The following is a 13,740-nucleotide window of genomic DNA, read 5'->3' on the forward strand; positions in this document are numbered from 1 at the left end:
CTCAATCCGTCACTTTGACTCTTCCATCCGTCGTTCCGGCTCTTCTTTCCGTCGCTTCGGCCCTTCTTTCCGTCGCTCTGGCCCTTCTTTCCGTCGCTCCGCTCTCTATCCAACGCTTCGACTCTCTCATCCGTCGCTCTGGCCCTTCTTTCCGTCGCTCCGCTCTCTATCCGTCGCTTTGACTCTTCCATCACTCCGACCTTTCTTTCCATCAAAAAAACCTCGAGCGCTTAACGTAGCTCGAGGTTTCATCCTAATTATTTTGTTAAATACATTGAACGCTGCTGATGTATCCATTTACGCATTGTTGTGAATAGTAATGCCATGAGAATAGTAATTAAAATACCTTTCACAATGTTAAATGGCAAGATACCAGCTACGATCATTTTATATAGTGAATCACCTACAACAGGCTCCATACCTAAAAAGTAAGTGTACATTGGTAAAAATACTGCATAGTTAAGGACGCTCATTCCCACTGCCATGATGATAGTTCCAGCAGCTAAACCTCCAATAAGACCTTTAACTGTTTTCACGCGATTAAAAACAAAACTCACTGGTAGAATAAATAAAATACCTGTTGCAAAGTTCGCGATATGCCCAACCGGTACTCCCGTTGGCGTTCCAGAGAAAATCCAGTCCAACACATTTTTAAAGAACTCTACTAAAATACCAGCTACAGGTCCCATTGTGATGGCAGCTAGTAATGCTGGCATATCACTGAAGTCCACTTCCAAAAACGCTGGAAATGGCGGAATTGGGAAATTAAAAAGCATTAATAAAAACGAAATACTGCTCAGCATGCCAATCGTAATAAACGATTGAAGTTTAACATTTTTCTTCATAGAAAACTCTCTCCTCTTTGCTGATTCAATCTCGCAAGAAGAAAGGTTACGACCTCATCACTTATTATCATGAAAAAACCCTTATGCAAAAGAGCATAAGGGAGAATAGGCATGATTAAAAAACGCCAATACTTAACTATTTTTGAGCAGATACGGTGTGAAGTCACATCGAAAAAACGCTCGTACATAGCTAAATTCATAACAATGAATGACGATCGTACCTCCATCTTCTCCCATCCAGACTATAACTGTCGGCCTTGGAATCACACCAAGTCAGCCATGCAAAAAACTATTTGCACAGGTCGCGGGCTGAAGAGTCTTTAGTAAATCATTCGAGCTAATGTATCGTAAAAGAAATATTAGCGATTTACAACTCTATTACCGCCGGTCGGGATTTTCACCCTGCCCCGAAGATGAATCAATATTTTTTTATTTCATAGCCTTACTATAATGAATTATTAGCGAAAAGTAAATAGCTTTGCATCAATTATGTTTGTGCCCTAGTTCGGTTTTGTGCAAAAAACAAAGCCGCTTCCGATTAAACTTGTATGTTTATCGATGCTCCTAATAGCCGGTTTACTGTCCATGAAATTAACAAGAGCATTCACGCACATATGCGGCGAGAATGCTCCAAAAAAATTTATTTATGTTCCGTTCGTTTCGTTTATGGCATATATCGTTTATTGGCTCCCACAGGCTTCGGCAAGAATTTTTTCAAATTAAATCCTTCCCAGCTTTCCTGTACAACATTGTCTAAACGTATTTGTTTATCAAAGCTTGCAGCGGTGAGCATCATTGCTTCAATTAATTGCGTCGCACGAACAGCATCCATCGTCGTTAAGTCAAGCGGCTCATCAAATGTAACAATGACACCTTCCGCCACCTCTTTGACAGTGTATGTTATATTTTCCGGTACAACTGGAACGTATACATCATCATTTTTATTCCGCATACCAGTAAGTGCTTCTGTTACAGTGGAAAAAGTTTTACGAGAATCAGGAGATAAATATTCTTCTCCATTTTCACCTTTATATAAATAATAATTAAAATGATTGGAGCTAGTTAATACCATAGGCTTTTCTTCCTTGGAAATTTCGTCGGCTTTATCCTTTGGTTTTTCAAACTCAATATTTTTATACTCTGAGTCTGAGAATGTATCCTGTAACGTCCCTACATATTCGCTATTATCCGCCGAAGCGACATCATAGTCATTCTTCTCCGGCATTACATGCACTAGTTTATCGCCCTTCTCTTTTAATTCTCCTTTATAAGGATGATAGTTCGTAAAACCATTTGCTTCCTCATCAATTTGTGGCGCATATTTTTCATACATTTGTAATGTGGAAGGCTTTTTCTTCCCAAAATCAGTAGCCACTCGTTCCTTTGGAATGATATACGACATCGGTACACTTTCCTTTTCACGATTTGCCAACCCTATATGGAATACTACTGCATCTTTTAAATCATCTGTATAAACAGAAGATCGTAGAGACATGATCTTTGAATGTTCTGCTACTATGTTGGATTCCACAATCCGATCATGGTTGACATAGCTTTTCGCTGCCTGACTTTCCTGCACTGTTGAATATGGAGAAACTTCCGGAGCATTAGCTTGTTTCATTTTTGTATGATTATTTAACTCGGAGCCTGTAAGTACTGTTAAGGCGAAAACAGCTGCTACACCCATAAAGATTGGCCATTTACGAACTACCTTCTTTGTTTTCTCTGGCTGTTGTTGCTCTTGCATTAGTATTTCATCATTTGTTGGTTGTTGTGCTTCTTGAAGATGGACATTATCCTGTAAACGAGCATCTGCCAATAATCGATTTAACACTTCCTCTTTAGAGCGGTGATCAGAAAGCTTAGGGGCATTATTTAATAGATGATCCAGTTGGTCATCATCAAATGGATTATGTGTCATTGCCATTTCGCCTCCTGTTCTCTAATCTGTTGTAGCTGTTGCCTTAAAAATTTAATGGCACGATGCTGAGTGGTTTTTACCTTCGCTTCTGTCCAATCTAGTATTTGCGCAGTTTCTGCAATGGATAAATCTTGAAAGTAGCGCATAATAATGACCATTTTTTGATCACCCGTACAATGTTCAAGTGCTAATTGCACTTTCATAAATTCATCACTGGCCTGCAGCACATCTTCCGGTGATGGTGTGGTTGAATGTAGTTGTTCCGTTTCCCAATCAAAAAAATCAAGTGAATGTTTTTGGCGTACAGTCTGCTTTCTAAAATGATCAATCGCGACATTTTTAGCAATAGCAAAAAGCCAAGTCTTTTCGCTACTATTTCCGGCGAATTGATCATATGAGCGCAATACGCGGACATAAACCTCATGCGCCAAATCTTCAGCAACTGTACGGTTTTTTACTAAATAAATAAGAAACTGGAACACGTCTTGATGATATGCATCGTATAAACGATGGAACACGGAGTCATTCAAAGCACTCCACCCCCGTTCTATTTATATTTGTCGTCTAAATGTTCACAAAAGTTACATCCAATAAACACCATTCTAATCGAATGGTAAATAAAACGTGAAGGTAGTCCCTTCTTTTAGCACACTATCCACCATAATATTGCCTGAATGTGCTTTGACAATATTTCTCGCAATAGCTAAACCTAGGCCAGTCCCACCTTTAGAACGCGTACGTGCTTTATCTGCTTTATAGAAACGTTCAAAGACATAGGGTAAGTCCTCTTGTGGAATACCGTGCCCTGTATCCTGGACAGAAATCTTGGCAAAGGTTGGCTCCTGCTCAACCTTCACGGTGACTGAACCTTCATCCGTATGACGTAGAGCATTATCAACTAAATTTGTTAACACTTGTTCAATCCGATCCTCATCGATACTAATCCAAGCATCGTCATTAAATTCACTGTCAAATATTAGACGAACATGCTTCTCTTTTGCAACCTGTGCAAATTTTTGCGTAATACGTTCGAATGTTGAATTAATAGGGAGCTCATCCTTGTAAAGCGTCATATGCCCCGATTCCATTCGGGCAAGGTCTAATAAATCTGTTACGAGACGTCCCATACGCTTTGATTCATCATAAATAATTTTTGTAATCTCATTACGTTCTTCTTGATCCTGAATAAAATCATCATCCATTAAAGCCTCTGAATAACCTTGAAGCATCGAAATCGGCGTCCGTAGCTCATGTGAAACATTAGCAATAAAGTCTGAACGCAATTTTTCTAAGCGATGCTGCTCCGTCATATCACGAATAACCGCAACCGCTCCACGTATCGATTCCTCACTGTAAAGAGGGCTAATCGTAAACGTATAGTAACTGCCATCCATTTCAATCTCTTCTTCAAGCTTATCTTCGAACATCAGTACATGATCGAGCATATGATAAAGCTCTGGCGGAATGGGCTTCGCACTTTGTGACCCCTTATTGACAAACCACTTTTGCATTAAACGGTCCGCTGGCGGATTACTTAATAATATTGTACGATCACGATTAAACGTAATCACGGCATCTGTCATCGATGTCAATATATTCGAAAGCTGTTCATTTTCTTGATTGATCACTTCTAGATTATGTTTCAATTGACGGCCCATTTGATTAAAGGCAACTGCAAGCTGGCCAATTTCGTCATTTTGTGTCGTTGGCATCTTCGCTTCAAAATTCCCTTTCGAAATTTCAAACGCCAATTCACGCATTTTACGTAATGGTGACGTAATACGTGAGGATAGGAAAAATGCAAAAAATGTCGTCAAGACAAAGGCAATGAATGCAGATAAAAAGACAATTTTCGTCGTCTCTTTCGATGTTTTATGTAGCGCATCTGGACTTTGATAAATAAAGACAGCCCCATGCACTGCATTTTCCACATTTAAGGGGAAACCAAGCACAACATACGATTCCAATTTTTCTTTGTCTGTGGAAGACGGCATCATCATTTCCTTAATAATCGGTTTATCTGATTGAAAAACTTCTTTGAACGATTTATTGGCTAAAATCATATCCTGGATTTCTTTTTTATTGACACCTTCCTGCATAGCGAAAGAAACGCTATCTTGGTAAGTAGCAATAAGTGCATTTGTACTTTCAGGTAAAATATCTTTTAATAGTTCCGAAGTAGATTCTGCCGTTTCATTATCATCTACTATACTTGCAACTGTTGCTGCCGTTTGACGCAAAGAGCTTTCTGCTTGTTGCATATGGTAATTCTGAAGAAACTCAAGCATTAAAACCGTGAAAACAAACAATACAAATGAAACGAGAAGCAATATGGTTACCCATAGCTTCCCGACAACACTGTTCCATATTCTATTCATTGACAACCTCAAATTTGTAACCAACGCCCCATACAGTAACAATCATTTTTGCAGCGTTTTCAGATACACGGTTGAGCTTTTCACGTAAACGTTTTACATGCGTGTCAACTGTACGTAAGTCCCCAAAGAAATCATAATGCCAAACTTCTTTTAGTAATTGTTCACGGTCAAATACTTTATCTGGTGATTTAGCTAGGAAATAAAGCAATTCATACTCTTTAGGCGTTAAATTCACTTCAATACCCTCTGCTGTTACACGGTGCGCATCATGATCAATCATTAAATGTTGGAAGACAACTAAATCTTTTGAAGAAGATGCATTTGTCGAAGGTGAGAATGCTTGTGAACGGCGTAATATAGCTTTCACACGTAACACAACCTCACGAGGACTAAACGGTTTTACAATATAATCATCTGCGCCAAGCTCAAAACCTTGTACACGATTCGCTTCCTCGCCTTTTGCAGTTAATAAAATAATCGGTGTTGCTGCTCGTTCACGGATTTCCGCACAAACTTCAAGCCCGTCTTTTTCAGGCATCATAATATCTAATAAAATACAGTGATACTCTTTTTCCAAAGATTTTTCGATCGCTTGTTCACCATTTTCTGCCTCGTCAACAAGGTACCCTTCACGCTCTAAATACATTTTTAATAAGCGTCGAATACGATCCTCGTCATCTACTACTAATACTGAAATATTTTCTGACACTTTCACGATCCCTCTCTTCTAATCTTTCTCTACTTTCTATTGTACATTGTACAGCACATATTGAAAAGAAAAGAAAGCCTTCTTGCCACAGCAAGAAGGCTCTTCTTTCAAATACTAGCGACATTAAAAATCTATGTGCTCAAATTAACCAATTTAAGCTGAAGCGTATGAGTGTAAACCTGCAAGAATCAAGTTAACAGCAATTAAGTTAAATAAGATAATGCCAAAACCAATCAATGCTAACCATGCAGATTTTTCACCTTCCCAACCTTTTGATAAACGTAAGTGTAGGAATGCTGCATAGAATAACCATGTAATAAGTGCCCAGACTTCCTTCGGATCCCATCCCCAGAAACGACTCCACGCTAGTTGTGCCCAAATCATTGCAAAGATTAAAGCCCCTAACGTAAATACTGGGAAACCAATTATAACTGAACGATAACCAATTTCATCAACTAATTGTAAATTTACCCGTTTGACAAAAGGTTGGAAAATCGCACTAATTCGACGTCGTGCAATTAATCGAATGAATAAATATAAAACAGATCCTACCAATAACGACCAGACAACTGTTGTTAATTTCTTTGCATTAATAAGCGCGGGCATTTCTACTAACGGAGACATGCCATGTTCTTCCACAGCCTTATATTCATTCATACCAAATAGTGGTGGCATTTGGTATGCAATTTGACGTTCCTTACCCTCTTTATCAACATACGTATATGTTGAATCGTAATCCATCATATTAAAGATTGATGAAGCAGCAACGAAACCAACGACTACCACAAGGAAGAACATTACTGCTTCTAACCAGAAACGTTGTTTAGAAGCTTTCGTGAGATCCACTACTTTTAATAAATAAATAAGCCCTGCTACAGCACTAATTGCTAAAATGGATTGACCTAAAGCAGCCGTAATAACATGAATTGTTAACCAGTAGCTTTGTAAAGACGGCACTAAAGGGCTAACTTCTTTCGGGAACATCGACGCATAGGCTATTATTAATAACGCCACAGGTAATGCTACTAAGCCTAGAGCTGTCACGCGATAAATAAAATAAATTAAAATGAATGCCCCAACAATGAACATACCGAACGCAGTCGTAAATTCAAACATATTACTAACAGGTGCATGCCCTGCATAAATCCAACGAGTGATAAAATAACCAAGCTGCGCAAGTAGACCAATAATTGTTACAACAATTGCTACCTTGCCCCATTTTTCGGTATTTTTGCCTGTTGCATTCGATTGCTTTATCGAACCACCAAACAATAAAGTTGCCACAAGGTAGGCAATGAATGCTACAAATAATAGGTTTCCACTGATGTCAATCAAACTCATAAGGTGTTGTCACCTTCCTCTTCCTTTGTGGATTTCTTGCCATTCTCTGACTCTAACTGATCTTCATATGGTGGTAGACCAGCAAATGTAGTGACTGTATCTAAATCCTTTTTCATACTGAACATATTTTTATTCACATGGGCAGCCATCAACACTCGACCGTCTGGCTCCACCTGTAACCATAAACGTCGGTGGTTCCAATACGATCCAATAACTACACCAATCATGAAAATAATACCGCCGACAAATAAAATTGGTATCGTTCTGTCCTTACGAATTGTAAAGTTTGAAGTATTACGCATTTCTGCTCCAGCGAATTTCATTCTATATTTATTTTCACCAAGTGGTTCAAGTGGTGGCTTCCTAATCTCTACAAAGCTTACTTCACCTTTTGGCGTTTCTGGTGTTGTCATTCTGAATAAAAATGCTGGATTATTTGGTATGGATGATTTTGTCTGTGGTTCACCATCTTTAAAACCATCAAAATCCGGTGTATAAATTAGAATCTGTACGGAGGAACCATTTCCTAAATCATATTCTTTTTTAGGATTCGTTAAATCAATTTCAATTTGACCTAGTGAATCTTCTTCTGTTGCTTTATTCACTAAATTAAAGTTCATCTGTCTCAATTCGTTAAGACGATAATTCATTTGATACAGCGCAAAACCGCTTTCTTTTAACGGATGATTGACACGAATAGAGTAATCTCTTAATTTTTCAAGATTGTCTATATCTCCAGGGAGAGCTCCGTCAGGTTGTTTGTATAATGTGACGTCTGTTTGATAGTTTTTCGCCATAGCATTTACGCCTTGGTTCATTTGCTCGTCCTGCGGCTTATCACCATGAGTTTCTAAAATAAATTTATTATTTTTAATAAAATAGCCGTCCATACCTGGTACAGCTCGTGTCTCACCTTCACGGATCCAAATTGTCTCATCCACATAAAAACCAGGTACCAAGCGCAACATAACACCTGCTAAAAAGATAATGAGACCGACATGATTTATGTATGGGCCGTACCGAGCAAAACGGCCGCGCTCTGCTAGCAGTGCACTTCCATCACGGCGAACACGATATTTTAATTCAGTCATTTTTTGCTCTACTTTATCTAGCGTTTCATCAGGGTTTGGCACTTGTCCTTCCGCAACGATACGTTGACGCTTCATGAAACTTTCATGACGTTTCACGCGTTGATTCTTAAGCGACTTATGCAATGGTAAACCACGGTCTAAACTCGCAACAATAATAGAGATCGCAAGCATGCCCACTAAAATTTGGAACCACCAAGTGCTATACAAATTAGAAAGGCCTAAATTATTATAGAGTTTACCCAAAACACCATACACTTTTTCATAATACTCTGCTTTACTAGGTTCTGGGGCATTCACATACATCGCTTGCGGTAGTATTGTTCCAATTGACGCTGCGACCAACGTAATAATAATGAGGGCAATCCCCACTTTTACATTCGAGAAGAAATTCCAAATTTTATCTACAATTGTTGTATTATACGTTTTTGAACGAATCGCCGTTCCATCGTAGCGCATATCAACAACTTTTGTCTGTTTACCTTCCTCAGTTAAAGGGCGACCACATTTCTCACAAAGCTTCGTGCCATATGGGTTACTATGACCACAAGCACAAATGATGTTTTCCATAGTCATTTTCTCCTTATTTTGGCTTCACTAATTCCATATACGAAGCAATATCTCCCTCCGTCATTTCACCAGTAATAATTTTAGCTACTTTACCATCTGGATCAATAAGGAGAGTTGCTGGTAAATTACCTACATTGTAGGTAGTCGTAACGCTTTTCGTTTTGTCAATAACTACTGGGAACGATAACTCGTGTCTATCGACAAAATTTTGTACTTCAAAATCTGTTTGCGCAACATTGACCGCCAACGTTTGTACACCCTGATCTTTAAAGACTTTATACTGACGGTCCATTGCAGGCATTTCCTTCTCACACGGAGCACAAAAAGTTCCCCAGAAGTTCAAAAATACGCCCTGCCCTTTATAATCAGACAGCTTATGTTTCTCACCGTTTAAATCTACTAACGTGAAGTCTGGTGCTTTAGAGCCTACCTTTATTAACTCTACTTTATCCTTTGTCGCTGTTCCATATACTGTGTAACCAATTGCAAAGACTAAAACAGCCAAAATAATGGTACGAATGACGAGACGTTTTTTCTTTTTCTCCATGTTAATAAACCCCCTATCAATTACAGCTTTGAGTAACTCCTACTGACGCTAAGTCTTTTCAACCAAACATTATGTATAATTTTCACCGTCTAATTTACAGCATTTACATGTTTGTCAAATTTTATAGTAGTCATACACTTGTGCGTCAAATACTACCTTGCAAATCATGGGAACGATTTCATTTAGATGCAACTAATTAAGGTGAGCCATTCTCACCTATTATAGCAAAACGAAACACAAACACTTAGCTAATAATTATGAATGATTTATGAACGATTTCACTAATAAGAAAGTGAATACATTACTATTACACATAGACGTATTCACTTTCTCTTAGTTATTGCTTATTTATCCGATTTTCCCTGTCTCTGCTAACACTCGCAATTGCTTCACTTCATGCTTCGTTAATTCACGATATTCCCCCGGAGCTAGTCCGAATAAATCTAAAAACGCAAAGCGTTCACGTTTTAGTTTCACAACAGGCGTACCAATCGCCTCGAACATGCGACGCACTTGACGGTTTTTCCCTTCGTGGATCGTAATTTCACAGATTGCTTTACCTGCTTTCTCATCAAACGAAGTCATACTAACTTTTGCTGGGGCTGTTTTACCATCTTCAAGTTTAATTCCTCGTTGTAGGTTTTTTAAACCTTCAATCGTTGGAACTCCTTTAACACGAGCAATATAGGTTTTGTCGATTTTAAACTTTGGATGCGTCAGCATATAAGAAAATTCACCATCATTTGTCAATAGCAATAACCCAGATGTATCATAGTCCAGACGGCCAACTGGGAAAATTCGCTGCGGGATATGCTTAAACAAATCTGTGACAGTTTTTCGTCCTTTGTCGTCTGTTACAGCCGATATCGTTCCACGTGGTTTATATAATAAATAATAAACCTTATCTTCTTTCTCAAGTTTCACGCCTTCTACTTCTATCGTGTCTGAGTTAGAAACTTTTGTACCTAACTCACGAACTACTACTCCGTTCACTTTTACTTTACCTTCTAAAATCATTTGTTCTGCCTTACGCCTAGACGCCACACCAGCATACGCAATGACCTTTTGTAATCTTTCCATTCTTTCACCTCTAGTTTTCATTCACCTTGGTTTTGACACCAATCTTTAAACCTCATTCGCACAATATGAATAAGGTTATTTTTCCCGCTAATCTGTGAAAATTATGTCATACTTTTATACATTATTAAAGAAAAACTAATTATGCATAAGTAATTAAATTATTTGCAATTGTTTTTATCAACTATTTTTTTGGTGTTTTTACACATATTTAGATAGAAATTAAAAGTTAGGGGATGACATTTATAAAGCCGTATGCCATGTATATTCATTCAGTAGAAGGCTCTTACCTCTGAAAGCGATGAGATGAATGCGGGTGTGGTTCACTTTCAGTAGGCATCCAAATACCTACTGAAATAGAGGAACTCAATCTAAAAACGCCACGTCCTTGTTGGATTTTATCTGTGCGACAGCTACAATATATACGCAAAGGGCTAACTTGATATAAGTTGATTGGAGTGGAGACTGGGCGACTCCTTGGGGATCAGCGTCACAGATGAGACCATGGAGCGAGCAACGCGAGTGAAGCGGCTCATCGGACGCCCCCAGGAAAGCGCCCAGTCGGAACGGAAATCAACCACACGTTATGATGATGAGCTTTGTATCAATAAACAAAGATTGATATTCAAGTTGTCGCTTTTAATCTCCCCGTCAACGGTACAGCGAGACTTTTGCATTAATGTGACACCAGCAATTAAAAAACATAAAAAAATCAGCGGATCGCTTTTAACGATCCGCCGATTCAACTTTTACTGGTACTGCATAGATACGCTCTTCACCTAAAAAGATGGACAGTACACCTTCCTTACGTTTTCTAGAAACATGCAAAACTTGCCTTACACTTTCTTTTTCATCTTTATTTAACTGCAAATGAATTGGTTCCTCTAAACGAATGGAAAGGTTTTTATTCACTTTATATTTACCTTTTTTCACTACAGTCTCAAGGCTGTAATCTTGCCAAACCTTGTTGGCTAAACCCCGATGTACATTCCAGTCATCGGATTCATTCAAAGTGACGACAATACATGTCTGCCCGTCCTTTTGGAAGGCAGTCGCAAGGGTTCGACCTGCTACCTTCGTAAAGCCTGTTTTTCCGGCAAAAGCTGAACCTTTTGCTGATTTTAGTGCATTAACAGGTTGTTGTGTTTCCTCGCCTATTTCGATCGCAACCCCTGAGCCCTCTCGTAATAAACGGTGTTTATTTTCCCATAACATTCCGTTTTCAGTATTGGCACGAAATAGAACTGTGGAGGCAATCTTCTTGAACGTTTTATTCTGAAGAGCAATCCTTAACATTTCAGCTGTATCTCGCGCTGACGATAAGTGTTCATCATGATGCAAGCCAGAAGGGTTCATAAATACTGTATTTGTGAGTCCAGCAACAACAGCACGCTCATTCATTAACTTGACGAACCCTTCTACCGATCCGCCGGCATGCTCTGCTAAAGCTGTTGCTGCATCATTACCCGAACGAAGCATCAAACCATATAACAGTGTTTCTACCGTAACTTTTTCACCTGCTTGCAAGTAAATGGACGAGCCCTCAGCCGTTGCAGCCCTTGGTGAAATAACCACTTCATCTTGAAGATTGCTATTTTCTATTGCCACAAGAGCTGTCCAAATTTTTGTTAAGCTAGCAATTGGTAACCGTGCATCACTATTTGATTCGAATAAAACACGGCCCGTATCACCATCTAAAACAGCATATCCGCTGCCCCCTCGCGCTAGACTGGTTTGAGGAAGCATTACTATTACCACGACTATCATGAGCAATATTAAACGTACTATCCGAAGCAACGAGCCACTCCTTATTAAAAGTAATAGGAAAATATAACTTATATTTATGTTTCAAACAAAGCATTATACCTTGCTCATTCACTTTACTCCACTAAAGGTTTCTTGGAATTTCGTCATAAATAAATCTGTTTCTTGCTCTTGTTCGACTAACTCTTCTTCAGGTAACGGAGGCATTTCTTCTATACTATTTAATCCAAAATAGTTTAAGAATTCTTTTGTCGTTCCATATAAGATTGCACGTCCTGTTCCTTCCGAACGACCAACCTCCTTAATTAACCCCCTAGAAACGAGCGTTTGAATTGGTCTTTCACATTTCACACCACGTAAATCTTCAATTGCTACACGTGTAATTGGCTGTTTGTATGCAACAATAGCCAATACCTCAAGCGAGGCTTGCGATAATGATTGAGCAGTTGGATTTTCTACTAATCTTTGAATAGTATCTGCTAGCTCAGATTTTGTGATAAGCTGATAAACTCCAGCCATTTCTTTTATACTAAGGCCTCTTGCTAAATCTTCTTCATATGTTGTTTTCAACACTTCCATTGTTTGTACGACTAACTCTTCCGGTTCGCCTAAAAGTTGTGACAATTGTTTTATGGTTAAACCGTCATCACCAACAACAAATAATAAGGCTTCTATTCTACTCTGTAGCATCATTGTTTTCGGCATCATCCCATTCCTCCTTCTGTAATGTAACTGTTAATTCTTCAAAGTTACCGTCTTGCTCTACGATGATGACCTGACGTTTCATCAGTTCAAGAATTGATAAAAACGTCAGAATAAGTGTTGGCTTATCTTCATAGGGAAAAAGCTCGAAAAATGATGCACGTCCACCTGTAGTTCGTAATGAATCGACAACCGAACGCATTTGATCTTTCACTGAGCGTTCTTGTCTCGCTACAGTTGTTTTTAGCGGTTTTTTTAATTTTTTTCGACGCATCAGTTTTTGAAAGGCGCCAAGCATATCATAGATATTGACGTTCAAATCAAATAACGCCATTTGCTCATCTGATGCTAACGCTGATAAATCTGCTGGGGGCCTTGTAAATACCTGTGCACGATCTGTTTCAAGCTCTTGCAGGCTGCTCGCTGCTTCTTTATATTTCTTATACTCTATTAAACGTTGGACCAGTTCTTCACGAGGGTCAGGACCGTCAACCTCTAATTCGGCATCTTCAAGCTCACCTTCATGAATTGGTAGGAGCATACGACTTTTAATGGCTAATAATGTAGCAGCCATCACTAAATATTCACTAGCTTCATTTAACTCCAGTACCTGCATTGCATGTATATGGTCGATATATTGTTGAGTTATTTCAGCCATTGGGATATCATATATATCAATTTCCAATCTGTGAATTAAATGCAATAATAAATCAAGAGGCCCTGAGAAGGCTTCTAATTTTACTTCATAAGACATTGTTTTACCACCCTGAGATTCTATGTTCTTTTAGTATAGTAGAA

General features: G+C 38.7%; 12 protein-coding genes and 1 riboswitch. All 12 genes read right to left on the reverse strand.

Going from position 1 to position 13,740, the window contains the following annotated elements; genetic code table 11:
* Nucleotides 1-257: 257 nt before the first annotated feature.
* The gene (locus tag MWJ95_RS20040; protein WP_249075736.1) at nt 258-845 is read right to left on the reverse strand and encodes an ECF transporter S component; all 588 of its coding nucleotides are present in this window, start codon (nt 843-845) and stop codon (nt 258-260) included.
* A gap of 221 nt (nt 846-1,066) precedes the next feature.
* Nucleotides 1,067-1,264: riboswitch (FMN riboswitch) on the reverse strand.
* Nucleotides 1,265-1,509: 245 nt separating this feature from the next.
* The gene (locus MWJ95_RS20045; RefSeq protein ID WP_249075735.1) at nt 1,510-2,766 is read right to left on the reverse strand and encodes an RNA polymerase subunit sigma; all 1,257 of its coding nucleotides are present in this window, start codon (nt 2,764-2,766) and stop codon (nt 1,510-1,512) included.
* The gene (sigX, locus tag MWJ95_RS20050) at nt 2,763-3,296 is read right to left on the reverse strand and encodes an RNA polymerase sigma factor SigX (protein ID WP_249075734.1); all 534 of its coding nucleotides are present in this window, start codon (nt 3,294-3,296) and stop codon (nt 2,763-2,765) included. Before sigX ends, MWJ95_RS20045 begins: the two co-directional genes overlap by 4 nt.
* 72 nt (nt 3,297-3,368) lie before the next feature.
* Complete coding sequence (locus MWJ95_RS20055; RefSeq protein WP_249075733.1) at nt 3,369-5,144, reverse strand: ATP-binding protein; 1,776 nt, start codon at nt 5,142-5,144, stop codon at nt 3,369-3,371.
* Entirely contained in the window at nt 5,137-5,853 is a 717-nt protein-coding gene (locus MWJ95_RS20060; protein ID WP_049668637.1) for a response regulator transcription factor, read from the reverse strand. The genes MWJ95_RS20055 and MWJ95_RS20060 overlap by 8 nt, the downstream gene beginning before the upstream one ends.
* Before the next feature lie 153 nt (nt 5,854-6,006).
* A complete protein-coding gene (ccsB, locus tag MWJ95_RS20065; protein WP_283164819.1) occupies nt 6,007-7,194 on the reverse strand; it encodes a c-type cytochrome biogenesis protein CcsB in 1,188 nt (395 codons plus the stop codon).
* On the reverse strand, nt 7,191-8,852 hold the full coding sequence (resB, locus tag MWJ95_RS20070) for a cytochrome c biogenesis protein ResB (protein WP_249075732.1): 1,662 nt from the start codon (nt 8,850-8,852) through the stop codon (nt 7,191-7,193). Before resB ends, ccsB begins: the two co-directional genes overlap by 4 nt.
* Nucleotides 8,853-8,865: 13 nt before the next feature.
* Nucleotides 8,866-9,399 carry a thiol-disulfide oxidoreductase ResA gene (gene resA, locus MWJ95_RS20075; protein ID WP_249075731.1) on the reverse strand — a complete coding sequence of 178 codons (534 nt, stop codon included), beginning with the start codon at nt 9,397-9,399 and terminating at the stop codon, nt 8,866-8,868.
* 348 nt (nt 9,400-9,747) lie between these two features.
* Nucleotides 9,748-10,479: a pseudouridine synthase gene (locus MWJ95_RS20080; protein ID WP_249075730.1), complete on the reverse strand. Its 732-nt coding sequence runs from the start codon at nt 10,477-10,479 to the stop codon at nt 9,748-9,750.
* Between the two features lie 723 nt (nt 10,480-11,202).
* Entirely contained in the window at nt 11,203-12,273 is a 1,071-nt protein-coding gene (locus tag MWJ95_RS20085; protein WP_249075729.1) for a D-alanyl-D-alanine carboxypeptidase family protein, read from the reverse strand.
* Nucleotides 12,274-12,351: 78 nt separating this feature from the next.
* The gene (gene scpB, locus MWJ95_RS20090) at nt 12,352-12,945 is read right to left on the reverse strand and encodes an SMC-Scp complex subunit ScpB (RefSeq protein ID WP_249107120.1); all 594 of its coding nucleotides are present in this window, start codon (nt 12,943-12,945) and stop codon (nt 12,352-12,354) included.
* Nucleotides 12,917-13,696, reverse strand: coding sequence for a segregation/condensation protein A (locus MWJ95_RS20095; RefSeq protein WP_249075728.1), 780 nt, complete (start codon nt 13,694-13,696; stop codon nt 12,917-12,919). Before MWJ95_RS20095 ends, scpB begins: the two co-directional genes overlap by 29 nt.
* Nucleotides 13,697-13,740 lie beyond the last annotated feature (44 nt).

The organism is Lysinibacillus sp. Bpr_S20 (assembly GCF_023337835.1).
In the GTDB taxonomy this organism is placed as follows: domain Bacteria; phylum Bacillota; class Bacilli; order Bacillales_A; family Planococcaceae; genus Lysinibacillus.

Excerpts from the sequence above, each read along its gene's own strand:
- resB (WP_249075732.1), bottom strand. The coding sequence starts at position 8,852 with ATGGAAAACATCATTTGTGCTTGTGGTCATAGTAACCCATATGGCACG.
- scpB (WP_249107120.1), bottom strand. The coding sequence starts at position 12,945 with ATGCCGAAAACAATGATGCTACAGAGTAGAATAGAAGCCTTATTATTT.
- ccsB (WP_283164819.1), bottom strand. The coding sequence starts at position 7,194 with ATGAGTTTGATTGACATCAGTGGAAACCTATTATTTGTAGCATTCATT.
- MWJ95_RS20095 (WP_249075728.1), bottom strand. The coding sequence starts at position 13,696 with ATGTCTTATGAAGTAAAATTAGAAGCCTTCTCAGGGCCTCTTGATTTA.
- resA (WP_249075731.1), bottom strand. The coding sequence starts at position 9,399 with ATGGAGAAAAAGAAAAAACGTCTCGTCATTCGTACCATTATTTTGGCT.
- MWJ95_RS20045 (WP_249075735.1), bottom strand. The coding sequence starts at position 2,766 with ATGACACATAATCCATTTGATGATGACCAACTGGATCATCTATTAAAT.
- MWJ95_RS20040 (WP_249075736.1), bottom strand. The coding sequence starts at position 845 with ATGAAGAAAAATGTTAAACTTCAATCGTTTATTACGATTGGCATGCTG.
- MWJ95_RS20080 (WP_249075730.1), bottom strand. The coding sequence starts at position 10,479 with ATGGAAAGATTACAAAAGGTCATTGCGTATGCTGGTGTGGCGTCTAGG.
- MWJ95_RS20055 (WP_249075733.1), bottom strand. The coding sequence starts at position 5,144 with ATGAATAGAATATGGAACAGTGTTGTCGGGAAGCTATGGGTAACCATA.